Annotated in this window: 21 protein-coding genes; 6 read left to right on the top strand and 15 right to left on the bottom strand. The window is 61.7% G+C overall.

Features of this window, described 5'->3' with window-relative positions; translation table 11 throughout:
- The first annotated feature begins 13 nt into the window (after nucleotides 1–13).
- Genes ACWTV3_RS03315 through ACWTV3_RS03325 form a run of 3 tightly spaced genes read left to right on the top strand, consistent with a single transcriptional unit; the run spans nucleotide 14 to nucleotide 1,750 of the window.
- Nucleotides 14–526: a thioredoxin family protein gene (locus tag ACWTV3_RS03315; protein ID WP_498476829.1), complete on the top strand. Its 513-nt coding sequence runs from the start codon at nucleotides 14–16 to the stop codon at nucleotides 524–526.
- A gap of 6 nt (nucleotides 527–532) precedes the next feature.
- Nucleotides 533–1,282: a cytochrome c biogenesis CcdA family protein gene (locus ACWTV3_RS03320; RefSeq protein ID WP_498476830.1), complete on the top strand. Its 750-nt coding sequence runs from the start codon at nucleotides 533–535 to the stop codon at nucleotides 1,280–1,282.
- A gap of 48 nt (nucleotides 1,283–1,330) precedes the next feature.
- On the top strand, nucleotides 1,331–1,750 hold the full coding sequence (locus ACWTV3_RS03325) for a DUF1761 domain-containing protein (protein WP_100388641.1): 420 nt from the start codon (nucleotides 1,331–1,333) through the stop codon (nucleotides 1,748–1,750).
- A 59-nt stretch (nucleotides 1,751–1,809) separates the two neighbouring features.
- Here the strand turns inward: ACWTV3_RS03325 and ACWTV3_RS03330 are convergent, their stop codons facing one another.
- The 6 genes from ACWTV3_RS03330 to ACWTV3_RS03355 form a co-directional block, all read right to left on the bottom strand.
- Nucleotides 1,810–2,106, bottom strand: a complete 297-nt coding sequence (locus ACWTV3_RS03330; protein WP_498476831.1) for a DUF1905 domain-containing protein — start codon at nucleotides 2,104–2,106, stop codon at nucleotides 1,810–1,812.
- A gap of 99 nt (nucleotides 2,107–2,205) precedes the next feature.
- Nucleotides 2,206–2,757: an OsmC family protein gene (locus ACWTV3_RS03335; protein ID WP_498476832.1), complete on the bottom strand. Its 552-nt coding sequence runs from the start codon at nucleotides 2,755–2,757 to the stop codon at nucleotides 2,206–2,208.
- 85 nt (nucleotides 2,758–2,842) lie between these two features.
- Complete coding sequence (locus ACWTV3_RS03340; protein WP_498476833.1) at nucleotides 2,843–4,231, bottom strand: MFS transporter; 1,389 nt, start codon at nucleotides 4,229–4,231, stop codon at nucleotides 2,843–2,845.
- 168 nt (nucleotides 4,232–4,399) lie between these two features.
- On the bottom strand, nucleotides 4,400–4,732 hold the full coding sequence (locus tag ACWTV3_RS03345; protein WP_100388636.1) for a glutamyl-tRNA amidotransferase: 333 nt from the start codon (nucleotides 4,730–4,732) through the stop codon (nucleotides 4,400–4,402).
- Nucleotides 4,733–4,797: 65 nt separating this feature from the next.
- Nucleotides 4,798–6,315 carry an Asp-tRNA(Asn)/Glu-tRNA(Gln) amidotransferase subunit GatB gene (gene gatB, locus ACWTV3_RS03350; protein WP_498476834.1) on the bottom strand — a complete coding sequence of 506 codons (1,518 nt, stop codon included), beginning with the start codon at nucleotides 6,313–6,315 and terminating at the stop codon, nucleotides 4,798–4,800.
- The gene (locus ACWTV3_RS03355) at nucleotides 6,308–7,351 is read right to left on the bottom strand and encodes an EamA family transporter (RefSeq protein WP_100388634.1); all 1,044 of its coding nucleotides are present in this window, start codon (nucleotides 7,349–7,351) and stop codon (nucleotides 6,308–6,310) included. The genes gatB and ACWTV3_RS03355 overlap by 8 nt, the downstream gene beginning before the upstream one ends.
- Before the next feature lie 71 nt (nucleotides 7,352–7,422).
- On the opposite strand from ACWTV3_RS03355, the gene ACWTV3_RS03360 reads away from it, so the two are divergent.
- Complete coding sequence (locus ACWTV3_RS03360) at nucleotides 7,423–7,977, top strand: CGNR zinc finger domain-containing protein (RefSeq protein ID WP_498476835.1); 555 nt, start codon at nucleotides 7,423–7,425, stop codon at nucleotides 7,975–7,977.
- Nucleotides 7,978–8,016: 39 nt separating this feature from the next.
- Here the strand turns inward: ACWTV3_RS03360 and gatA are convergent, their stop codons facing one another.
- The 7 genes from gatA to ACWTV3_RS03395 form a co-directional block, all read right to left on the bottom strand.
- Nucleotides 8,017–9,531, bottom strand: a complete 1,515-nt coding sequence (gene gatA / locus ACWTV3_RS03365; RefSeq protein ID WP_498476836.1) for an Asp-tRNA(Asn)/Glu-tRNA(Gln) amidotransferase subunit GatA — start codon at nucleotides 9,529–9,531, stop codon at nucleotides 8,017–8,019.
- A complete protein-coding gene (gene gatC, locus ACWTV3_RS03370; protein ID WP_100388632.1) occupies nucleotides 9,531–9,845 on the bottom strand; it encodes an Asp-tRNA(Asn)/Glu-tRNA(Gln) amidotransferase subunit GatC in 315 nt (104 codons plus the stop codon). Before gatC ends, gatA begins: the two co-directional genes overlap by 1 nt.
- Before the next feature lie 50 nt (nucleotides 9,846–9,895).
- Nucleotides 9,896–10,891, bottom strand: coding sequence for a serine hydrolase domain-containing protein (locus ACWTV3_RS03375; protein WP_498476837.1), 996 nt, complete (start codon nucleotides 10,889–10,891; stop codon nucleotides 9,896–9,898).
- Entirely contained in the window at nucleotides 10,891–12,243 is a 1,353-nt protein-coding gene (locus tag ACWTV3_RS03380) for an alpha/beta hydrolase (RefSeq protein ID WP_498476838.1), read from the bottom strand. Before ACWTV3_RS03380 ends, ACWTV3_RS03375 begins: the two co-directional genes overlap by 1 nt.
- A gap of 128 nt (nucleotides 12,244–12,371) precedes the next feature.
- Nucleotides 12,372–14,699 carry an NAD-dependent DNA ligase LigA gene (gene ligA, locus ACWTV3_RS03385; protein ID WP_498476839.1) on the bottom strand — a complete coding sequence of 776 codons (2,328 nt, stop codon included), beginning with the start codon at nucleotides 14,697–14,699 and terminating at the stop codon, nucleotides 12,372–12,374.
- Between the two features lie 121 nt (nucleotides 14,700–14,820).
- Entirely contained in the window at nucleotides 14,821–15,984 is a 1,164-nt protein-coding gene (gene mnmA / locus ACWTV3_RS03390) for a tRNA 2-thiouridine(34) synthase MnmA (protein WP_498476840.1), read from the bottom strand.
- Between the two features lie 90 nt (nucleotides 15,985–16,074).
- On the bottom strand, nucleotides 16,075–17,256 hold the full coding sequence (locus ACWTV3_RS03395; RefSeq protein ID WP_498476841.1) for a cysteine desulfurase family protein: 1,182 nt from the start codon (nucleotides 17,254–17,256) through the stop codon (nucleotides 16,075–16,077).
- 116 nt (nucleotides 17,257–17,372) lie between these two features.
- Here ACWTV3_RS03395 and ybaK point away from each other — a divergent pair, with 116 nt between their 5' ends.
- Nucleotides 17,373–17,849 (top strand): Cys-tRNA(Pro) deacylase, encoded by a 477-nt coding sequence (ybaK, locus tag ACWTV3_RS03400; RefSeq protein WP_498476842.1) that lies wholly within the window; start codon nucleotides 17,373–17,375, stop codon nucleotides 17,847–17,849.
- Here the strand turns inward: ybaK and ACWTV3_RS03405 are convergent.
- Both ACWTV3_RS03405 and ACWTV3_RS03410 read right to left on the bottom strand, forming a co-directional pair.
- Nucleotides 17,846–18,799 (bottom strand): tetratricopeptide repeat protein, encoded by a 954-nt coding sequence (locus ACWTV3_RS03405; protein ID WP_498476843.1) that lies wholly within the window; start codon nucleotides 18,797–18,799, stop codon nucleotides 17,846–17,848. The genes ybaK and ACWTV3_RS03405 overlap by 4 nt on opposite strands.
- A complete protein-coding gene (locus ACWTV3_RS03410) occupies nucleotides 18,796–20,544 on the bottom strand; it encodes a DUF8094 domain-containing protein (protein ID WP_498476844.1) in 1,749 nt (582 codons plus the stop codon). Before ACWTV3_RS03410 ends, ACWTV3_RS03405 begins: the two co-directional genes overlap by 4 nt.
- Nucleotides 20,545–20,827: 283 nt before the next feature.
- Here ACWTV3_RS03410 and ACWTV3_RS03415 point away from each other — a divergent pair, with 283 nt between their 5' ends.
- Complete coding sequence (locus ACWTV3_RS03415; protein WP_498476845.1) at nucleotides 20,828–23,167, top strand: hypothetical protein; 2,340 nt, start codon at nucleotides 20,828–20,830, stop codon at nucleotides 23,165–23,167.
- Nucleotides 23,168–23,235: the final 68 nt, after the last annotated feature.

Genomic DNA, 23,235 nt, shown 5'->3' on the forward strand with positions numbered 1-23,235 from the left:
GTTACTAGATGGCATGAACAAGCGAATTCTCGCGGTCATTGTCGCTCTTGCCGTCATTGTTATTGCAGCAGTTTCGATCGTCGCAGTCCAAAACTCAAACGACCCCGCTGACACTGCGGCATCCACCGGCGGCTCTCAAGTCTCCGAAAACTCGAGTGATGCCGACTCGAACGTTGAGCCCGACGCCGACCAGAGCGCTGCAATCGCCAACGATGGCGGCGGCGACTACGTCGACTACAGCCCGAGCGCCATTGCGGATGCCGATGGCCGCGTCATCCTGTTCTTCCACGCCACCTGGTGCCCGCAGTGCGTTTCTGCAGACGGAGACATCAAGGCCTCGGGCGTTCCTTCGGGAATCACGATCGTGAAGGTCGACTACGACACCAATCAAGATCTTCGTGCCGAGTACGGCGTGACGCAACAAACGACGTTTGTTGAGGTTGATTCCAGCGGCGCCAAGGTTCAAGACAATTTCGTCGCCTACGCCGACCCCACTCTGAACGCCGTTCTCACCGCGCTCAACTAAGCCACGATGCTCAGCCTTATCCTGCTCTCGTTTGTGGCGGGAATTCTCACCGTCGCGGCACCGTGCGTATTGCCGTTGCTGCCCGTGATCGTTGGCGGCTCCATCGTGCGCACGAGCAGTGACGCGAAAGTCGCCGAACGCCAGTGGTTCCGACCGGTCGTGATCGCGGTCAGCCTCGCGGGCTCGGTCATCCTTTTCACGCTGCTGCTCAAGGCAACAACCGCGCTTCTGGGCATTCCACAACTCGTGTGGCAAGTCATCGCGGGCGGCATCCTCATCATCTTCGGTCTCACCCTCGTGTTTCCCGCGCTCTGGGAACGCTTCATGATGGCCACGGGCATCCAGAACCGCACTAACGCCGTGATGAACCGATCGTATTCGCGCGGCGGCCTCGGCGGCGATGTCATGCTGGGCGCCGCCCTCGGCCCCACGTTCAGCAGCTGCTCCCCCACCTACGCCTTGATTTTGGCGACGGTACTCCCCGTGTCGTTCGGCGAAGGCCTGCTCTATATCGTTGTCTACGCCCTCGGCCTCGCCATTGCGCTCCTAATGATCGCGTTCCTCGGGCAAGCATTCGCTCGCAAACTTGGCTGGCTTGCCAACCCCAACGGGGTATTCAAGCGCGTGGTCGGCATCATCCTGTTGATCGTCGGTCTCGCCGTGATCCTGGGACTCGACAAGCAATTCCAGAGCTACGTTCTAGAACAAGGCTGGTACGACCCCATCCAGCGCTTCGAAGAAAGCATCACCGGCTAACGGCGGCGAGAGTAGGATTCGGACACCGAGTATCAACCGGAGGTTGTCATGGTTCCCGAAATTAACTACATCGCCGTCATTCTCGCGACTCTCTCCAGCATGATCGTGGGCACCATCTGGTATTCCCCTCGCGTCTTCGGCAACTACTGGATGAAAGCGGCAGGCGTGACGCCCAGCGGCAACTCAGCGGATGCCATCCGCCCGATCGTCGTCACGGTAATCGTGAGCTTCATCACTGCCTGGGTACTCGCGGGAGCAGCGTTCATCGCCTTCGACTTCTACGGCGGCAGTTTCTTTGTGAACACACTGCTGACTAGCATCGTGCTGTGGGGCGGATTCACGGCCGCTCGTTTCATCACCCATGACCAGTTCGATGGGCGCCCCAACGGCCTCACTGTGCTCAACGTGAGCCATGAGTTCGTCACCATCGTTGTGATGGCGCTGATCATCGGAGTCTGGCCCGCCTAACGCCGGGACGCCTGCCCCTCGCCGCTGCGCGCTGACGCCCCAGCGGCCGGCGCGGGGCCTCAGATCAGCTGAATCGTAACCTCGACTGTGGCACCGGCTTCTAAGGCTTCAGCGCGCCGCACAGCGATTTTGACAGGCAAGAAGTAGCTATCTTCAACGCTGCTGTCGGGAAAGATCGACGTGGTCCACGTGGTGGCGCCGATCGTGACTTCGACCGCGATGGCACCGAAGCCCCGTGGCGGTGACGGAATCTCTTTGATATCGACTCCGACATCCGGCGGTACGTGAAGAAAGTGCACACTGGGCTTCGATGCCCACGGCGTGAGCTCTGACGTGAATTCGAAGGCGGGCTTCATAGCCTCGAGGCTACTCGTCGATGCTGCCGTTAACAGAAAATCGACCGGTAGCCTGAGCTACCGGTCGATCATGTCTGAGGGCATCATCATGGGGTTCCCCTAGCCCTTGACCACCTGCGTGGTGATGGGGGTGGGGTTAGCAAAGAGGTCGAGTACCGGGCAGTGAGCGTCAACGACGTCGCGCAGCTCGTCATAGCGTTCCTGCGATTCTGGACCAGTAATGGTGGCGTACAGGCGAATCGCTCCGAAGCCATTGCGAACGTTCTCGTCGATGCCGAAGAGACCACGCACATCGAGGTCGCCCTCGGCCTTGACTGAGATGTCATCCACTTGGATGTCGAGCGCCTGAGCGTAGAGTCGGAAGACCACGACCTGGCAGGCAATCAGTGCGCCGAGCGCAATCTCGACCGGGCTGGCAGCGACATCGTCCCCCGCAAGCCCTTCGGGCTCGTCAATGTGAAAGACGTGCTTGCCGGCTTTGAGAACGGTGCCGACGGAACCAACACCGTTGCCGGTGACGGCGTAGGTGAGTTCTGCAGCGGCGGGCTTGGCAGCGATTCGCGAGTTCCACGCGGAACCAGCGGCAGTCAGTCGGGCGGCGCGGTCGGCAGCGAGGTTAGTGGTCGTGGTGTCATTGGTGAGAAGTGTCATGCGGCGACGGTAATCGCAATCGTTCACGCCCGCGAGAGCGCGACGTAACGCTTCGACGCACTGCTTAACACAGCGAAATAATGCGTCAGCGCGTGCGCACCCGCAGGGCCACAGGAATGGATGCCACAGCCAACACCGCCGCAAGGCCGAGAGCCGCCACGAATCCCGCACCGTTCACGAGCCCGCCGACGGCAGCGAAGACGAGACCACCGAAAGCAATCGCGACGGCGCCGCCCGCGGCATCCGAAATGGAAAGCGCAGCGCTGTTGAAGCCCTGGTCGCGCGAGCTCGAGTGGCTGAGCACGAGAGTGGACAGTCGAGGGAAGGTGATTCCCATGCCCGCGCCAGCGATAAGCCAACCCGCCGCAGCGATCCACAGCGAGAGCATGAAGTAGGCCGTCACGAACTGGGTCGCGATACCCACACTCAGCAGCAGAGATCCGACGACCACGACGTGGCTGTGCGAGACAGACTCCGGCAGTCGCCCTTGCAGCGCAGAACCGGTGGCCCACGACACCGCACCGACGGTGAGGATGAGCCCCGCGGCCCACGCCGGCAAACCGTAGCGCTCGCTCAGGAGATACGGCAAATACACCTCGGTCGAGAAGAACGCAGCGGCGAAGACACCACGCAACACGATCGTGGTGGGCAAACCACGACGCAAAGTGAGAGAGCCGGCTGGCAGCAACGGGCGCAGAGCGATGATGGCGATCACGAGGGCTGCAATCGCGAGCGGCCAGGCGAGGGCTCCCTCGCTCTCACCGCCGAGGCTAATCGCGACGATCGCCACGGCAGCCAAGACTGCCCACACGACGGCACGCTTACCGGACGACTTCTCCCCCACCGTGACCGGCTGGTCGAGCAAAACGCGCACCGCGGGCAAGATTGCAGCACCGGCCGCGATCACGAGAAAGACCACACCGAAAAAGACCCAGTGCCAACTAATCTGCTCGGCCACGACACCGGCAAGCGGCGGGCCAATCAGAGAGGGCAACACCCAGGCCGACGCGAACAATCCGAAGATCTTCGGATGCAGCACCGCCGGGTACAGCCGGGCCACGACCACATAGAGCGCCACGATAAGCGCGCCGGAACCGAGCCCCTGCAGGAAGCGCCCGATGATGAAGACACCCATCGTGCCGGCGAAACCCGCCACGAGGAGCCCCACGGTGAAAACCGCCATGGCGGCGATCAGGGGTTTGGCTGGCCCCGTGCGGTCGGACCACTGCCCGGCTAGGACCATACCGATCACGCTCGCCGCAAGGGTGCTCGAGAAGGCTACGGAGTAAAGCGATTCACCTTCAAGGTCGCGACTAATCGTGGGCATGATCGTCGTGACCGCGAGGGTCTCGAACGCTCCCAAGAAGATCAGCGAGAACGCGCCGATCGTGGTCCACATCACCTGCGGCGAAAAGATGGTGGAGGGAATCGGAATGGGGCTCGTGGGCGTACCCACCGGGGTGCTGCTTGTCATGGTGTTGTGCTCTTCAGTAGTACGAAGCTACTGCAGACGGGGCGGATCGTCCCTCGTCAGGGCGGTGACTCAATCACGCGCGTGTACTGGCGGCTGCGGTGCTTTCTCAGTGTACGCCGCAGCCGACGCAAAACAAACAAATTTGACTAAGTTTGACCGCGCTTCTCGCTAGGAGATTTCGACGACGGTGCCCTGACCGAGTTCGTCAGCATCGGCATCCGTTTGCACCGCGAAAACGCCCGTCGGAATGCCCGGCAGGTTCGCTACGCGGTTGGCGACACCCATGAGCGTCGACTCGTCGGCGCCCGTGATCACAATCACGTAGGCCTCGTTGAAGACGTCGCCCTCTTCGACGACGAAAATTTCGCCACCCTCGTCGAGCTCGCTCGTGAACTCCACGAGCGACTCAATCCACGGGAAGCGGCTCTCGCCCTCGGCTACCTCGGTGTCGGGAGTGAGGGGAACATGGATTTCGACGACAAGATCGGCAGTTTCAGACATGACCTCAACGGTACTGCCTACAACTGACGTTCGAGCTACGCCAAGCCCACGCCACCTCGGGCACCCTATTCGGCGGCGGCGCGCTCCAAGACAAGTTCACGAACGCGAGCAGCGTCAGCCTGACCCTTCATCGCCTTCATCACAGCACCGATAACAGCACCAGCAGCCTGCACCTTGCCCTCGCGAATCTTCGCAAGAACATCGGGCTGGGCAGCAAGGGCCTCATCGATAGCAGCAATCAGCGGACCATCGTCAGACACGAGCTTGAGCCCGCGGCTCTCCACAACCTCGGCGGGAGTTCCTTCGCCGGCGATAACACCCTCGAGAACCTGGCGGGCCAGGCTGTCGTTGAGTACGCCGTCGTTCATAAGCGCAACGAGAGCCGCAACATCCGCGGGGCTAATCAACGAACTGGCGTCAGCACCCTGCATGTTGGCGAGACGAGCAATTTCGCCCGTCCACCACTTGCGCGCTTGAGCTGGCGTTGTTCCGGCCTCAACCGTGGCTTCGATCTCGCTGAAGAGTCCGGCGTTGTTGACGTCACGGAATTCAAGGTCAGTGAAGCCCCATGCCGCTTGCAGACGCTTACGACGCTGCGCGGGAGGCTCCGGAAGGGCCGCACGCAATTCGGCAATCAGTTCAGCCGAAGGCTCGACAGGAAGCAGATCGGGCTCGGGGAAGTAACGGTAGTCATCGGCGTCACTCTTAGGGCGACCAGCGCTCGTGACGCCGGTGTCTTCGTGCCAGTGACGGGTCTCCTGAGTGATCGTGCCACCCTTCTGAAGAATCGCCGCCTGGCGCTGGATCTCGTAACGAACCGCACGCTCAACGCTGCGCATCGAGTTCACGTTCTTCGTTTCGGTGCGCGTACCCAACTTGCCCGAACCACGCGGGCTCAGCGAAATGTTGGCGTCGCAGCGCAGGTTGCCGCGCTCCATGCGTGCTTCAGAGATGCCCAGCGAGCGAACGATGTCGCGAATAGCCGAGACATAGGCCTTGCCGACCTCGGGAGCATCCGCTTCAGCACCCGTGATCATGTGCGTGACGATCTCCACGAGAGGAACACCCGCGCGGTTGTAGTCAACCAGCGAATACTCGGCACCCTGAATGCGACCGGTCGAGCCACCCACGTGGGTGAGCTTGCCTGCGTCTTCTTCCATGTGCGCGCGCTCGATCGGCACGGTAATTGTGCGGCCGCTCTCGAGCTCAATCTCGACCGAGCCCTCAAACGCGATCGGCTCATCGAACTGGCTGATCTGGTAGTTCTTCGCGAGGTCAGGGTAGAAGTAGTTCTTGCGGGCGAAGCGTGAACTCGGCGCGATCTCGCACCCGAGCGCGAGCCCCAATGAGATCGAATACTTGATCGCCTCTTCGTTGACGACAGGCAAGCTGCCGGGCAAACCGAGATCAACCGGAGTGATCATGGTGTTCGGTTCGCCATGCTCAGCACCCGCCGCGGCAGGGTTCGGAGCATCCGAGAACATCTTGGTCTGGGTATTCAACTCGACGTGCACCTCGAAACCGAGCGTCGGCTCAAATAGTTCGAGTGCTTTGTCGTAGTCCATCAATTCAGCTTTAGCCACCAGACGATTGTACGTGGCGCAGCGGCACCGTATCGGTACCCGGTTCGAGCGGCGCGGATGCCGGGGCCAAAATTGGTTCATCTTCGTCGCTCGGGAAGGCCTCGGCCTCGATCGTGAAGTCACCGATATGCTCCGACTTCTCGGAACGCACGAAGGCGATCCCCGCCAGAATCAGCGCTCCCCCGATGAACTGCGTGATCGACAGGTTCTCGCCGATCAAGAGCCAGGCGTAAATCGCTGCCGTAACGACTTCGAGCAACCCGACGAACGACGCCAGTCGGGAACCGAGCATTTCGCTCGCCATGATGCTCGTGGAGTACGCGATACCGGTCGCGACGATACCCACGATGAGCAGCGGAACCCACCACGGCGCCACAAAACCCAGCACCGAGACATCCACCATCGGCATATCGAACGGCACGATACCCACGAGACCGATGAGCCCCAAGATGATGCCACCGATCAGCAGACCTGCTGCGGCGAGGGCGACAGCCGGCAAGCCCTCGCTTGAGCGCGCAGCAACCACGTAGTAGACGGCCGCCCCGACTGCCGCGCAAGCACCAAAAATGATGCCGATCGGGTCGAGAGCGCCTGATCCTTCGGGAGAGACGACGAGGATAAGACCGCCGAGCGCGACCACCGAGCCGATCAGCACAACCGCTTTGGGCATGCGACGCGTCGTCGCCCAAGCGAAGCCGACGAGAAGCAGTGGTGCCATGTACTCGAGCAGGATGGCGATGCCCACGGGGATGCGTTCTACGGCCGCGAAGTAGACAAGCTGCGTACCCGCGACGCCAATGATGGCCATGAGCAGGATGCGGCTGCGCGCGTACCAGAGCGCGATCCAGCGACCCTTGAGGGCCAGGATCGCGAACGGCGCGAGCACGGTGCCACCGATGAGAACGCGAACGGTCACTGCAGCAGCGGGGCTCCACCCGGCTTCCAGTACCGGTTTAATCAGCGCGCCCGACAACCCGAAGCTGGCCGCAGCGATCACAGCAATGAGCAGGCCGAGGGTGGTGGAGGAGCGATTCATAGGCAGCTACTTTGAACGAGATTGACGAGTATTTCTGCTGACGCTAGTCTCGAAGCAAATAAGGAGTCAAATTGCAATTTGCCCCTGACACAGTGGAGAGTCTCGAGTTCGCCGTTTTACTCGGAAATACGCATGAACTCGCGAGCAGATCAGGCAACGACGAACTCATGACGGTCGCGCAAGTGCACGAGCTCATCATGCAGTTTCGGTTTAGCGGTCGCATCGACCGAGACGACGCTGAAGTGGCCGAAGTGCGCGCCGTTCGAGACCGCATCCGCGGCGTCTGGAAGCTCACGCGCGACGACGCCGCGATCGAGATCAACGCAATGCTCGCTGAGGCGAAAGCGCTGCCATTCTTAGCGCGCCACGGCGACCTCGACTGGCACCTGCACGCCAACGACCCCGAAGCACCGCTCGCCGAGCGCATTCAAGCCGAAGTGGGGTTGGCACTCGTCGACGTCGTACGGTCCGACGCGATGTGGCGATTGCGGCGCTGCGAAGCTCCCGACTGCGAAGGCCTGATGGCCGACCTCTCGCGCAACGGCTCACGCCGCTTCTGCAGCATCCGCTGTGGAAACCGGATGAACCAAATCGCCTACCGCGAACGGCAAGCCGCCGACGACTAAGCGTCGGCGACCGCCGTGCAACAAATAACGGCGCGTTGACTACCCGAGGGCCGGAATCTGGCTCGGCAGGGTGTGGCCCCACTGAGCTTCGAGCAAACGCTCGAGCGTGGCGCCGACCTCGTACAGGCGAGCATCGCCGCGAGCCGGAGCCATGATCTGGAAACCAGTCGGCAGCCCATCTTCAGGAGCGAGCCCCATCGGAAGCCCCATGCCGGGGATACCCGCAAGGTTGGCCGGAATTGTGGTGACGTCGTTGAGGTACATCGCCATTGGGTCTTCGAGCTTCTCGCCGAGCTTGAACGCGGTGGTGGGCGCCGAAGGCGAGACAAGAACGTCAGCCTTCTCGAAAGCCGCAGCGAAGTCACGCTGAATGAGCGTGCGCACCTTCTGCGCGCTGCCGTAGTACGCATCGTAATAGCCAGCGCTCAAGGCGTAGGTACCGAGAATGATGCGGCGCTTGACTTCGTCGCCGAAACCAGCTTCACGGGTCGCTGCCATCACGTCTTCAACGGTTCCGCCGCCCTCGGGCGTGACGCGGAGGCCGAAGCGCACCGAATCGAACTTGGCGAGATTACTCGACGCCTCGGCGGGGAGGATGAGGTAGTACGCCTCAACGGCGTACTCGAAGTGCGGAGCATCCACTTCAACAATTTCGGCACCGAAATCGGTCAGCAACTGCAGAGCTTCGTGAAAACGCTGCGAGACACCGGCCTGGAAGCCGGGGCTGTCGAGCTGCTTGATAACACCCACGCGAAGGCCCTTGAGGCTTTCGGCTGCGGCACCGGCACGAGCCGCGGCAGCAAACGACGGCCACTGCTCGTTGAGCGAGGTGGAGTCGCGCGGGTCGTGCCCGCCGATCACATCGTGCAGCAGCGCGGAGTCGAGAACGGTACGCGAGACAGGGCCGACCTGATCGAGCGACGACGCAAGAGCGATCGCGCCGTAGCGCGATACGCCACCGTAAGTGGGCTTGACGCCAACAGAGCCCGTGACGGATGCCGGCTGGCGGATCGATCCGCCGGTGTCGGAACCGAGAGCAAGCGGAGCTTCAAACGCGGAGACGGCCGCAGCAGAGCCACCACCGGAACCACCGGGGATGCGGTCGAGATCCCACGGGTTACGCGTCGGACCGTACGCCGAGTGCTCGGTGGACGAGCCCATGGCGAATTCGTCCATGTTGGTCTTACCGAGCGGGATCAGGCCAGCGGCACGCAACTTTGCCACGGGCGTGGCGTCGTAGGGCGGAACCCAGCCTTCAAGAATCTTGGAGCCCGCGGTAGTGGGCATGTCGATCGTGCAGAGCACGTCTTTGACGGCGACGGGCACACCGGCGAGCTCGCCGAGGGACTCCCCTGCCGCGCGACGCTCATCGATGCGCTTGGCGTGGGCCAGAGCATCCGCCGACACATGCAAGAACGCGTGAACCCGGTCGTCGACGGCAGCGATGCGGTCGAGGTGCGCCTGGGTCGCGTCGACAGACGACACTTCGCCCGAGCTCAGCTTGCCGGCCAAATCTGCTGCCGACATCGTGGTGAGGTCGTTCAAAGCTGCCATTACTGTTCTTCTCCCAGAATCGCGCTCACGGCAAAGCGTGAACCGTCGTGCTCAGGGGCTCCGGCGAGCGCCTGTTCGGTGGTGAGGGTGACGCCGGGAACATCCGCACGGAAAACATTGCTCAGAGGAATCGGGTGGCTCGTTGCCGGAACCTCATCGGTTGCGACCTCGCTGACCTTGGCCACAGAGTCAACAATCGCACCAAGCTCACCAGTGAGCTTCTCGATTTCGTCGTGGGTAAGGGCGATGCGGGCAAGCGATGCGAGGTGCGTAACGACCTCAGTAGTGATCGCACCCGGATTGGTGTCAGTCATGGAGCTCCGAAGATGGGAAACAGACAGGGAACCCTTCCAGTGTATTCGGCTTAGCGGTCGGCGATGAGCGACAGGGCGAGAGCGTCAACACTCACGGCCGTATTGCTCAGCACGACGACAGCTCGCGCGCGCTCGCGATGAAATCCCACGAAACTCGCGAAGCCGCCCGTCATTCCGTTGTGCCACGTCATCCCCTCGGGGTTCGTGAGCCAGGCGTAACCGATTCTGCCCATTTTCGGAACGCTCACTCGCGGCGTAGAGGCATCCTGTCCGGGCGCACTGCCGTCGAGCTGCGCCTGCGTGTAGCGCGTCATGTCTGCCAGCGTAGAGCGGATGTTGCCCGCCGGCCCATAGGCGTTCATAGTCCACGGGGCGTTAGCTCTGCCCCGCCCATCGAATCCGGTAGCGGCGTCGACGGGCAGTTCGGCCGCGGTCGCGGCGGAACGAGTAGCGCTCAGCCCGAGTGGAACCGCAATCCGATCCTCGACAAGTGCGGAGTAACCGGTACCGGCGGCAGCTGCGAGTGCTTGCCCCAATACCGCGAACCCCAGGTTGGAATAGTTGAATGCGCCAGCACGCCCGAGCGGAGTGGCGGCGGTCTGCGCGATTAGTTCGGCCACCGTCGCTATGTATGGGTCGAGCCCGGCGCGCACCGCACGAGTTCCGCGGCGAATCTCAGCGAAGCTCACAGGGAGTCTCGGGAGCCCGCTGGTGTGAGTTGCGATGTCACCAAGCATGAGTGCCGCGGCAGGGCTTGATCCGAGCTCTAGCAACTCCCCCACTGGTGTCTGGACAGCAACCTCGCCGCGCTCGATCGCGAGCGCCAGCAGCGATGCGGTGACAGTCTTGGTGAGGGAACCGATTTCGTAGACGAGAGAATCCGACGCCCCGAAGTGCGCGGTCTGCCACTGGCCCTCGGCACAGGTCGCAACACTCAATCGGTCGTGACGACGCGGCCGCACCTCGTTCTGCACCCGCGCGATCAAAGATTCGTCGCCAGCCGTGGGCTCAGCGAGATGCAGTCGTCGTTTGGGGCGAAGAGCCATCAGCTCTGCGTGTTACCCACGGAGGCGACCGCGCGTTGAACGGTGGGTGCGTCCTCGGGAATCACAAGGTCACTGCGCCCGATGCACAGCAGAGCGAAGTTGCGCATCGACTCTGTGCCCGGAGTGAAATATTCGTTGTGACCGACAGAGCCGGCGAGCGGCTGCTTCATAACAACATCGTAAGCACCGCCGACACCGAGCGACTTGGCGCCGAAAGACTCCGTTCCCGGGTCGGCACCAAAGTAGGAACTGTTAGGGATGGGGTCCCACGCTGCCTCGCCCACGAAGACGTTTCCATCGCGTACGTTCAGGTCGTCGACGGATGTCGCGGGACTGCCGGGTGACCCGACCATGGCGAGTGCATCGATTTCGAAGTCGTATTCCGACAGCGCCATCATGGCGGCAGTAGTTCCGTACGAGTGCGCCACCACCGAGATATACGGCTGGTCTGTGCCGCGCAGCGCCTGCAAGCCAAGAATCGCATCGGCAAGAGTGTCGCGGCCCTGGTTCGCGTTGTCGATCGCGCCCACGTTGGTGAGGTTGGGGGTGTCGTAACCGATCCACGCAACCGTCGCCACGGTCTCGTTGCTGGTGAACACCGACTGCGACTCGAAGTAATCGAGCCACAACTGTTGTTCGCAGTAGAGCGTGTAGGCGGCATCCGCCCAGTACGACATTTGGCCTTCGATGGTGAAAAACATGCCCGGCACTAAGAAACTGACATAGTCGGCTTCACTCAAGTCGCCGAGGACGATGGCTGCCTTGCCCTGACCCGTGACATCGAGGGTGATGAGGGTTCGCTCGGGCGCCGCCCGATCGAACGCGAGAGACTCCGAGATCGACGACAGCATGTTGAGCTGCTGGCGCGCGCTCTGCTGCACGGCACGACCCGCATCCGAGTTGACGACCGCGGTGAGTTCGACGATTGTTTCGTCGAGAACAGTGCGGTTACTGACGTCGCGAATTGTGTAGGGAACGCCCTCGAGGTTGCCCAACAGTTGCGGGCTAGCAATCTCGAGAGCGGTCTGGCTGTCAGTCGCCAAGTCGCCCCACCAGAGCGCAACTTCTTGGGCGGGAGGTTGCGAGGCGAGAATCTGTTCGATTGCGCCCGGTCGCGCTGCTAAGAACTCGGGGATGCTGTCGGCGGGGATACTCGCGAGTGAGGTGAGGGTGCGACCGCTGAACGTTGCGGTGCCGAGAGAACCCGTGGTGTCGACGATGGGGCCGACAAAGGGAGTTGGTGCGTCACTCGTGACGATGGAGCGGAACTCAATTGAGGGCGCGCCAGAGGCCTCGGCGGCGGGTAAGCCTGCGACCGAGGTAGCCAAAGCGAGTGCAATTTCAATCAGCAACGTCGGGTGATCCCCTCAGGACCGTGAACTGTGCGCCATCCCCGCGCACGATCACGTTCAGCTAATCCTAAGGGAAAACGGCCCCATTCAGGGGTGAGACGAAGGCATTATCAACGTTTTACTAGGTTTTAGAGGGAGTCGGGCCCCTCTTTGAGCAGTCGAGCGAACTGTGCCGCGTCAATAACTGGGATTCCCAACAGTTCCGCTTTCGTCAACTTTGACCCCGCACCGGGTCCCGCGGCCACGAAGTCGGTCTTTTTACTCACGCTCGACGCCGCTTTTGCCCCTGCGGCAATGATCGCCTCTTGGGCACCTTCGCGCGTGAATCCTTCCAGACTGCCGGTCGCGACAATCGTGAGACCCGCGAGAGGTCCGTCGTTAGACTGCGCTGCCCCGGGGCCCGGATGGCCGGGAGTGGACCATTGCACTCCCGCATCCGTCCAACGTTGAACAATCTCTTGATGCCAGTCGACTTCGAACCAATCGGCTACCGAGTCAGCGATGATCTGGCCAACACCATCGACAGCAGCCAGCTCTTCACGCGTAGCCTCACGGATGGCCGTTAGCGAACCAAAGTAGTCAGCCAGCGCACGAGCCGCGACGGGACCGACGTGGCGGATGCTCAAGCTCACGAGCAGTCGCCAGAGCGGCTTCGTCTTAGCTTCCTGCAAGTTGGCGATTAGCTTGATCGCATTGCTCGAGGGCACCCAGTCGGGAGTGCCGGCGAAATTTTCACCGTCAGCGTCGGCGTCGAACTCGGGGTCAGCGTCTTTGCCCGTTGATTTACGTGCGCGCCGGAACGGGGTGACGAGCCGCTCGGTGCCATCGTCGTTGGTGAGCACTTCACCGGTCTCGGAATCCCGTACCGCGACCACAATCGGGAAAATATCCCTGACCGTCAGGTCGAAGAGTCCCGCTTCGTTGATGAGCGGGGGCACTTCGGGCTCTCGAGGTTGAGCAAGCGCCCGCGCAATTACCTCGCCGAGCACCTCGATATCGAGCCCACCCCGGCTGCCGGTGTGCTCGATGCGGCCTCGAACCTGCGCCGGGCAACTGCGAGCGTTTGGGCACCGCAAATCGATGTCGCCCTCTTTCATGGCGCGCAACGGCGTGCCACATTCCGGGCAGTTCGTGGGCATGACGAAGGCGTACTCCGTGCCATCACGCAACTCTTCAACCGGGCCAAGAATCTCGGGGATAACATCTCCCGCTTTGCGCAGCACAACGGTGTCGCCAATCAGCACGCCCTTGCGCTTGACGACATCCTGATTGTGAAGCGTGGCCTGGCGCACGACCGAACCAGCAACCAGCGCTGGCTCCATTACGGCGTACGGGGTTGCTCGACCTGTGCGCCCAACGCCAACCACGATGTCAAGCAGCTTCGTGTTCACTTGCTCGGGAGGGTACTTGTACGCGATTGCCCAGCGCGGAGCACGAGACGTTGCGCCAAGTTCTTCATGCAGCGCGAGCTCATCGACCTTGATAACGATGCCGTCAATTTCGTGCACGACGCTGTCGCGGTGCTCGCCGTAGTACCGAATGAACTCGTCAACCTCGGTCGCTGTGGGCACAACCTTGTAATAGCTGCTCGTCGGCAAACCCCACTGTGCCAGAACGCCGTACACCTCACTCTGGGTGCGGATCGGATCGCTGCCTTCGCGTTCACCGTTCCAAGCCCCGATGCCGTGTACGAGCATCCGCAACGACGACAAACGACGCCGCATGGCCGCCAACTTTTCGTCGTTCTTACCCTCAGATTTTTGGCGCAGCGAACCGGCTGCAGCATTGCGTGGGTTGGCAAAGACCTTCTCACCGATGCGTGCCTGTTCTGCGTTGAGCTCGCGGAAGAGTTCCAAAGGAATGAAGACTTCCCCGCGCACTTCGACGATGGGCGGATGCCCCGAGCCAGCTAAGCGCTGCGGGATACCTTCAACCCGCAAAATGTTCTCGGTCACGTCTTCGCCGACGCGACCATCGCCCCGCGTTGCCGCACTGACGAGAACGCCGTCGATGTAGCGCAGGTTGATAGCGAGCCCATCAATCTTGAGCTCACACAGAAAATCGATGTGGCGAGCGGAGTCGCGCTGAACCTTGGCGGCCCATTCGCCGAACTCCTCGAGCGAGAAGACATTGTCGAGGCTCAACATGCGTTCGGCATGTTCGACGGGATCGAACAGGGTCGCTACGCGGCCACCGACGCGCAAGGTAGGACTGTCTTGTCCTTGGAGCTCGGGATGCGCTTTCTCCAGCTCTTCAAGCCTGCCGATCAAACCGTCGTACTCGGCATCGTCGACGAGCGTTTCATCGCGAACGTAATAAGCGTCGCGGAGTTCAAGAATGCGCGTCGTGAGCGCTTGCGCCTCATCCCGTGCTTCAGCGAGCTCGGGATCGACAGTCTCGGGAACGTGCTCGTCTGAAGAGTGAGAAGAACCCGAATTCACAGTGCTATTGGCCACAGCACAAGTGTAAACAGCGGCACTGACTTCTCCGTGTGAAACGACAGCGCAGTCGAGCGTGGCTCACGCTAGTGCGAGAGAACGTTCGTGCGTGCGTCGGTTCGTGCGTGCCTGCGCAGGGCTAGACACCAGCAGGAACCGCAGAGACGGTGCGCGCGATTGTGCACTGCCCCAAAACGCGGGTTCCGACGTAAACCACGGCGGTTTGGCCGGGCGAGACACCATTGAGCGGTTCGTGGGGTGTGATGATCAGCTCTGGCCCGGTGGCGTCGCCGACGTTGTCGGTGCCCTCGGTCGACGGGGCGATACGCGCAACCGCAGGCATCGGGTCAGAGTGAGCGCGAACCTGCACGTGGCACTCGAAACTCTCCCCCGATTCGGAGATGAGACCGGATGCTTGCGGGTCGAGCCCCGCCCACGAGAACTTAGTGCCCGCGACCTGCGAGAGCGCGAGAGCTTCGCGCGGACCGACTACGACCTGGTTGGTCTTGGGACGGATCTCGAGCACAAAACGGGGCTTGCCGTCATCCGTGGGGTAGCCGACGTTGAGGCCCTTGCGCTGGCCGATGGTGAAGGCCAAAGCACCCTCGTGCTTTCCGAGAACGTCGCCGTTGCGGTCGAGAATTTCGCCCTGCTCCGCGCCAACCTTGTCGGCGAGCCAACCACGGGTGTTGCCATCCGGGATGAAGCAAATGTCGTGGGAGTCGGGCTTGTTGGCTACCGAGAAGCCGCGCTCAGCGGCTTCCGCGCGAATTTCTGCCTTGGAAGGCGTAGCGCCGAGCGGGAACATGCTGTGCGCCAACTGCTCGGTAGTAAGCACACCGAGAACGTAGGACTGGTCCTTAGCCCAGGCCGCAGCGCGGTGCAGCTCACGGTTGCCGTTCTCATCTTCGATGATGTTGGCGTAGTGACCGGTTGCCACCGCATCGAATCCGAGCGCCACGGCCTTCTCGAGAAGGGCAGCAAACTTGATGCGCTCGTTGCAGCGCATGCAGGGGTTTGGGGTGCGACCGGCGGAATACTCGGCAATGAAATCATCGACGACATCGAGCTTGAAGCGCTCGGAAAAGTCCCAGACGTAGTACGGGATTCCAATGATGTTGGCGGCCCGCTGGGCATCCATCGAATCTTCAATCGTGCAGCAACCGCGAGCACCGGTGCGCAGGGTTCCGGGTTGCCGGCTCAGCGCCAAATGCACCCCAACAACCTCGTGCCCCGCTTCGACAGCGCGCGCGGCAGCTACGGCGGAGTCCACTCCGCCACTCATTGCCGCTAAAACCTTCATGAGTCCAGTGTACGAGACGTGTTACTGGGCAAGTTCCGGGTGGGCCGGGCAAGTGGCGAACTGCCCTTCCGCCGCATCGCTGTAGTCCAGCTAGCCGCGCCCCAGCACCGTCATACGGTCGGAGTAGCCAGCGCTGCGCGCCTGTTCGACAGCGCGGGGAAGCGCCGCAACGAACTGCTCAACCTCAGCTGTAGTCGTGGACTCCCCCAGCGAGATACGCAGCGCTCCTCGCGCCGTAGGTTCGTCGAGGCCCATCGCCAGCAACACGTGACTCGCTTCGGGCACTCCCGCCTGGCAGGCAGAGCCAGTCGAGACGCTAAAGCCCGCGACATCCAACAAAAAGAGCAAAGAGTCACCTTCACAACCGGGGAACGTGAAGTGGGCATTACCCGGCAAACGATCACTCGGATCGCCGCGCAAAACAGCCTCGGGAACAGCAGCCTGCACCCCCGCAATGAGCGAATCGCGCAATACAGTGAGCCGTGCCGCGTGCTCAGCCAAGTCGGCAGTAGCCTCGCGTGCGGCCGCGGCAAAAGCAACCGCGCCGGGCGCATCCATGGTTCCCGAGCGGGCCCGTTGCTGGCTACCGCCGTGAATCAGCGGAGTAACGGATGCGGAACGCGCGATCACGAGAGCGCCAACGCCAACCGGCCCACCGATCTTGTGTGCCGAAACGCTGAGCGCGGCGATACCGGCCGCATGAAAATCAATCGGAACGTAGCCGAGAGCAGACACGGCATCCACATGAACCGGCACTCCGTGAGCGGCCGCGAGGGCCGCAATTTGGGTTACCGGCTGCAGGGTGCCGACTTCGTTATTGGCCCAGAGCATCGAGACCAGCGCAACATCGTCGGCGAGCGCAGTGCGCACATAGTCGACATCGATGCGACCGAAAGCGTCGACAGGAATCCAGTCGAGTTGGGCGCCTTCGTGGGCCTGCATCCAGTCGACCGCGTCAATCGTGGCGTGGTGTTCTGCCTGAGCGACGAGCACACGTCGGCGTTCGACCGAACCCGAGTTTCGCGCCCAGTACAGTCCCTTGAGCGCAAGGTTGATGGCTTCAGTGCCGCCCGAGGTGAAAGTGACTTCGACGGAGTCTGCACCCACGCTCGCAGCAACAACTTCGCGCGCTTCTTCGAGCATTCGCTTGGCCGCTTGACCCTGAGAGTGAATTGACGACGGGTTACCGATAACCGGCAGCGCCGCCGCGAACGCCTGCACTACGGCAGGGCGCATCGGCGTTGTTGCCGCATGATCGAGATAAATGGTCACCGTAACTCCGCTACTCCCCCACAACATCCGCATGGATGACTGTGTGTCATTACTCTAGATCGCATGCACTGCTGCTTCGACCCGGCCCTCACTCGCTCCCGCGCGGACAACCACTGATGGCGCTCGGAACCCCCGCGACCGTCGCACTCGATTCGCTGGGTATCACGTTCACCGCGCACCCCTACGAGCACGACGCTAGCAACCAGGATTACGGCGTCGAGGCCGCCACGGTGCTCGGGGTTGCTCCTGAACAGGTCTTCAAGACTCTGATGACGATGGTGGATGACGACATGGTCGTCGCCGTCGTTCCCGTGTCAGGAAAGCTCGACCTCAAAGCACTTGCGTCCGCCCTCGGCGCTAAGAAAGCGACGATGGCTGACCCTGCGTTGGCCCAGCGTCGCACCGGCTATGTGCTGGGCGGTATCAGTCCAATCGGACAGAAACTTGCCCACCGAACCGTGATCGATGAGACAGTCGAACTCTTCGACACCGTATTCGTGAGCGGCGGCAAACGCGGATTCGACATCGAGCTTTCACCCGCAGATCTTCTTCGTGCTACCGACGCTTACGTCGGCGCGATTGCGCGCGACTAGTAGAGCAGCAGCGTCAGTCGGCGACGAGCATCGGCCACGCGAGGGTCTTCGGCTCCTGCAATCTCGAAGTAGTCGAGCAAGCGAGTGCGAATCGCGCTCTTGCCATCGGCGTCTGTCGTCGGGAAGAGTTCGAGAAGACGATCGAAAGCGTCGCCTAGATGACCACCGGAAACATCGAGGTCAGTAACAGCAAGTTGCGCCGCGACATCTGATGGTGCCTGCGCGGCGGCACTGCGCACCGAGTCAGCGGTGTGACCTTCAAGCCGGGCCAGCAGCGAGACCTGAGCAAGGCCGGCGATGGCCTGCTGGTCGCGGGGGTTCTGAGTAATAGCGGTCTTGTAGGCCTCGATCGCTTTCGTGAAATCGCCCGCAGAAATTGCATCGAAAGCTTCTTGGTGCAGGGGCGGAAGCGGCTCTTCAACCGGTTCTGAGGCCTCGCCCTCGGCTGCCTCGTCAGCGGGCGGCAGCGTGCCCGTCACCTTGTTTTCGGCGGCGAGCTGCAGCACCTGTTCGAGAACTTCCTTGAGATCGTTCTCGGGCATGATGCCGCTGAACAACTGCACAGGGCGCCCGCCAATAACGGCAGCGACGGTCGGCACCTCTTGCACTTGGAACGCCTGCACGAGCTGGGGGTTGCTCGTGGCATCCACGACTACCAAAGCGAAGCGCCCCTTGTACTGGGCAATTGTCGGCTCGAGCGATGCTTCGATCCCTTGGCCGAAAAACTCAACGATGACGGGCACCGTGTTAGAGAGTTCAAGTACTTGGGCGAACGACGCATCATTCGCGCTCGTGGCGTACCCGCTCGGCGCAGGTGCTTCGCCGGTAGGCGCGGCGCCCGCCGCGCCGGAAGCTCCAGCCGCGGGAGCGGGCGTGTTGTGCTGTCGAACGAGCGATGAAAGGTCGACCGCTCCGCGAAGACTAGCGGCGTTCAAGGGGGCGTTTGTCATTTCAACTCCGATGCTGCAACGAGTCCTTGGGTGTAGCCGAGCAGAACGATTTTCTCGCCACTGCCCGCTGCGGGGACATAAAAGAGTAGCTGATCGCCGTAGGTGGATTTAATGCCCTCTTCGGTAATCGAGATTCCCGACAGAGCCTTTGTCTGCCCGCTGAAGGTGACGGCAGAGCCCTCCTCTTTCGGCGCTGCGACCTTGGTCTCATAGAGATGAACCGCCACAATCGCGCCAGCGTCAATGGTGGCCATCGCGATGGGTTCGGCAGACCCGAGTTCGTGACCGTAAGTCAGAGTGGCGGTGCTGGAGAGCGCCGCTTTCTCTTTGTTCTTGACGTCGAGGCCAACGCTCACGCGCAAGCTGTCGCCCTCTTCCTCGAAGTCGAGGTAGGAGTCGCTGTCGACATCCTGTTCAAGGATCTCGGCGTAGTCGAGGGCAACCTCGGTCGGCGACGAACGCAGAAGCCCGCTGTCGGCAGGCAGACGCGAGGTTCCGACGCTGGCTGCTGCGACATCCGGGAACACCACGGAGGGTTCCAGGTTCATGGCATAGCTGACCTTGTAGTTATCGCGCGGGGTCTCTTGCTCGAGGAACAGGGCGATCGGCGCGACGGTGGAATCGGCCTCATCGAGGATGATCGTGAATACCGTGCGCGGCCAGGTCTCGGTCTGCTGGGGCAGGGTCAGTTGCACTGGACCGTCGGGAATCGCGACCGGCGACGAGATATCGCTATCCGCGTCGCGCATCTCGTAGTTTGCGAGGCGGTATTCGAGCGCTGCATCAGAGAATCGTGTCTCGAGCAGGTCCGAATCGAGCTCCTCATCAGCTTCTTGAGAAACAGCGCTGATCTGAGCGACGATCTTCTCGATCTGTCGAACCGCGACCGCGGGCGCTGTGACAGTGCTGCCCTCCGACGTTGACGTGGGGGTCGGCGTGGGATCGCCTTGATCTGCGGCGGAGTTCGGAGCGGTGGATGCGGTGCAGCCACTCAAAATAAGCGCGCTGACCAGCACGGTCGGCACAGCAACGCGCACACTCGTGCGGAGCGAGGGTGCGTCGCTTGCTTTAGCGCCGCGCTTCGCAGGCTTGTAGCGAGGCTTCTTAGGAACCTTGGGCATCTTCTGCGGCTTGCGGCGAGGTCCGCCGGCACGACGCATGTGGTGCACAGCCCACATCAAGAAGATGAGACCGATCAGCAGCACGGCAGCACCACCGAGAATGAGCGTTCCTGCCCACGGCGTGCTGTTGTCGAGCGGCCATGACAGCGAGACGGCGTTGGGTGCCGGGTCTACTCCATCCGATGCCAAGATGAACGACACATCACTCGGAATCTTCACGGTGAGAGCAAGTTCGTCTTCGGCTTCGTAGTTTTCAAGCCAGAGGTCGGAGTTATAGGGGTCGGGAACCTCTTGTTCGGTGCCCGTGATGGTCTCGGAAACAAGGTCGCCCGTCTCCGGGTCGACCGTGACCATGTTGTAGCTGGCGTCGCCAACCCAAGCCATGACGTCGATAGAGCGGCCGTAGGCGGCCACGATCCGGCGAGGACCCTCAATACGGATGGTCTGGTTGCCCGAGTACGTGTTAAACGCCTCGCCGCTGATCACGGTGAGGGGCGCAGTGCCGTCAGTCTCCGCTGAGACTGAAACCTCATCCGGGGTCGCAAGTATTGTTTGCTGTGCAATGCCGTAGCCGATCATGACGGCTGCGAGCATGAAGCTCACTATGGCGAGAACGAATCTCACTATCTCTCCTTTCGTGTTGCCCAAGATGACTCACGGAAAGACAACCCTTGCCACGCTGGCAAAACCTCCGCTGGTCTGGAGGTAAGGGCCCCATCCATTCGGGTAGGCAACAACAAAGACGTTCAAGAATAGCCGATCGCCTTGGCGCCACCTAGTTACTCTTCTGGGAAGTTTCTGGGAGAACGTTGAATGCCCACTTTTGGGGGATGAGACCAAAATGACAGGAGGCCTCTTTGCCCCACTAAACTCAGAGGGTTCATTCCGCTGACATCGAGGAGAAATCTTGGCCGCGAACGATACCGATTTCGGCACAGAGATGCGCGGTTACAAGAAGGACGAAGTCGACAAGCTCATCGGCGAACTTCGTCGCGAGCTTGTTGCCGCCAAAGCAGACCGCACCGCTTCCACGAAGGAAGTCAAGCGACTCCTCGCCGTTAACGAAGATCTTCAGGCTGAGCTTGATGAATCCGGCAGTCCCACGTACAGCGGGCTCGGCTCCAAGCTCGAGAGCATGCTTCGCGTTGCCGAAGAGCACTCGACTCAGCTCATCAGCCAGGCAGACATCGACGCCGAGAAGATGCGCAAGGCGGTTCAATCCGAGACCACCGCGCTGCGCAACGAGACCGCGAGTGAAGCCGAACGCATTCTCAACGACGCCCAGAACGATGCCGCAGCACTCGCCAAGTCGTCGCGCGCCGAAGCAGACGCGCTGGTGGCACGCGCCAAGGACGAGGCGTCACAGCTCGTCGGCGATGCCTCACGAGAAGCAGCAACTATTCGTGGCGCCGTCGCCACCGAGGCTGCGGATGCCCGCACCTCCGCTAAGCGAGAAGCCGCAGCACTGCGTGCCGAAACCGAACGAGCAATGGCCGAGCTGCGCGCCAGTACAGCGGCCGAAGTAGCCGAAGCACGCGAAGCAGCAGAGTCCCTCGCTCGGGACGCCGAGCTCGGTCGCGCTACCTTCGAGGCAGAGAACACCAAGCAGCGCGAAGACCTCGAGCGCGACATCGAGCAGGCCCGCACCGATCTCGCTCGTGAGATTGAGACAGCGCGCGCTGAACTCGAAGCCGAGACAACGACGGCTCGGGAGAAGCTCGCCAACGAGACCAAAGCAGCGCACACGAAGCTCGCCAACGAGACCGCAGCCGGTCACGCGAAGCTCGCCAACGAGACCAAAGCTGCCCAAGCCAAGCTCAAGGCAGATCTGGATGCCGGCTACGCCGCGCTCGAAGCAGAAGCCGAGGCCACCCGCAACGCTGCCGCGACCGAGGCCGCAAACACTCTCGCTGAACTCGAGAAGACCGTAACGACAACCCGGGCCGCCCTCGATGCCGAGCTTTCTGAAGCTCGCGAAATCTGGGAGACCGAAGAACGCGAAGCGCGTCAGGCGCTCGAACACGACGTGACGAGCACGCGCGCTGCACTCGAGGACGAAGTTTCGACGACGAAGGCTGCTCTGGAACACGAAGTCACAAGTACCCAGGCTGCCCTCGAGCAGGAAGTGTCGACGACCAAGACGGCCCTAGAACAAGAGGTCAAGGTCACGAAGGCTTCGTTGGAGCAAGAGGTTACGACCACACGCTCCGAGCTTGACAACGAAGTAGCTACAGCCAAGGCCGCGCTCAACGACGAAGTAACGACTACTCGTGCCGAGCTCGAAGCGCACGTGAAGGCCACCAGAAGTGAACTCGCGGCAGACGTTGCCGCACAGAAGAAGGCGCTCGATCGCGAAGTCAATTCCACGAAGAAGGCGTTGGCGAAAGAGGTGTCAAGCACGCGCGCAGCGCTCGAGAGTGACGTGGAGACGACTCAGGCCGGCCTCGAAGAGGAAATCAAAACCGCCCGCGCCGCATTCGAGCACGAGAGCACGACAGCCCGTGCGGAGTTCGACTCCGAAATGAGCACGCGTCGCAACGAGCTCGAGGCCGAGATTGCTTCTGCCACCGCCGCGCTCGAAGAAGAGATGGCACGCCGTCACGCCGATTTGGACGCCGATATCGACAGCAAGCGCACCGAACTCGACAGCGACGTGAGCGAGACTCGCGCAACGCTCGCCCACGATGTGGAAAAGCAGACCGCTGATCTGGAGCGCGACATTGCGCGTCAGCGTGCTGAACTGGCGAACGAAGTTGAATCAACGAGGGCAACGATCAAGCACCAGCTTGAAGAAACCCGCACCACGATTGAGCGTGAAGCAGAAGAGGCTCGCATTTCTCTCGAGCAAGAGCTCGCCGTGCGTCGCGATGACGCCGAGAAGGAATTCTTGGCGCAGCACAAAGAAGCAACCGCTCAAACCCACAACTACCTCGAAGAAGCTCAGGCCCAGCTGGCTGAAGCCGTGCGAGAGGCAAATGCGAAGCGCCACGAAGCCGAAGAACTCACCAAGTCGTCGCAGGCAGAGGCAAAAGCTGTGCTCGCCGACGCTTCTGCTCGCGCCGCCGAGGAACTCTCCGATGCCGAGCAGCGCGCCAAGGCGACTGTGGACGAAGCCGAGAAGCGCTCGCGCGAACTGGTCAGCGATGCCGAAGATCGTCTCACAAAGATCAAGGCCGAGCGCGAGACCGTTGCTGGATACTTCGAAAACCTTCGTGGAGTTCTCAACCAAGCCGAGGAAGTTAACTAGGAACTGCCCGCGCGGCCTCTAGAATTGCGCTCAGCCTGACACTTGTTGGTCAGGCTGAATGGAGCCAC

Source organism: Salinibacterium sp. AL4.1 (assembly GCF_059767305.1).

Bases quoted from the DNA above. Each gene is read 5' to 3' on its own strand.
- ACWTV3_RS03315 (WP_498476829.1), top strand. From the start codon at position 14: ATGAACAAGCGAATTCTCGCGGTCATTGTCGCTCTTGCCGTCATTGTT.
- ACWTV3_RS03320 (WP_498476830.1), top strand. From the start codon at position 533: ATGCTCAGCCTTATCCTGCTCTCGTTTGTGGCGGGAATTCTCACCGTC.
- ACWTV3_RS03325 (WP_100388641.1), top strand. From the start codon at position 1,331: ATGGTTCCCGAAATTAACTACATCGCCGTCATTCTCGCGACTCTCTCC.
- ACWTV3_RS03330 (WP_498476831.1), bottom strand. From the start codon at position 2,106: ATGAAGCCCGCCTTCGAATTCACGTCAGAGCTCACGCCGTGGGCATCG.
- ACWTV3_RS03335 (WP_498476832.1), bottom strand. From the start codon at position 2,757: ATGACACTTCTCACCAATGACACCACGACCACTAACCTCGCTGCCGAC.
- ACWTV3_RS03340 (WP_498476833.1), bottom strand. From the start codon at position 4,231: ATGACAAGCAGCACCCCGGTGGGTACGCCCACGAGCCCCATTCCGATT.
- ACWTV3_RS03345 (WP_100388636.1), bottom strand. From the start codon at position 4,732: ATGTCTGAAACTGCCGATCTTGTCGTCGAAATCCATGTTCCCCTCACT.
- ACWTV3_RS03355 (WP_100388634.1), bottom strand. From the start codon at position 7,351: ATGAATCGCTCCTCCACCACCCTCGGCCTGCTCATTGCTGTGATCGCT.
- gatA (WP_498476836.1), bottom strand. From the start codon at position 9,531: ATGGCAGCTTTGAACGACCTCACCACGATGTCGGCAGCAGATTTGGCC.
- gatC (WP_100388632.1), bottom strand. From the start codon at position 9,845: ATGACTGACACCAATCCGGGTGCGATCACTACTGAGGTCGTTACGCAC.
- ACWTV3_RS03375 (WP_498476837.1), bottom strand. From the start codon at position 10,891: ATGGCTCTTCGCCCCAAACGACGACTGCATCTCGCTGAGCCCACGGCT.
- mnmA (WP_498476840.1), bottom strand. From the start codon at position 15,984: ATGAAGGTTTTAGCGGCAATGAGTGGCGGAGTGGACTCCGCCGTAGCT.
- ybaK (WP_498476842.1), top strand. From the start codon at position 17,373: ATGGCGCTCGGAACCCCCGCGACCGTCGCACTCGATTCGCTGGGTATC.
- ACWTV3_RS03405 (WP_498476843.1), bottom strand. From the start codon at position 18,799: ATGACAAACGCCCCCTTGAACGCCGCTAGTCTTCGCGGAGCGGTCGAC.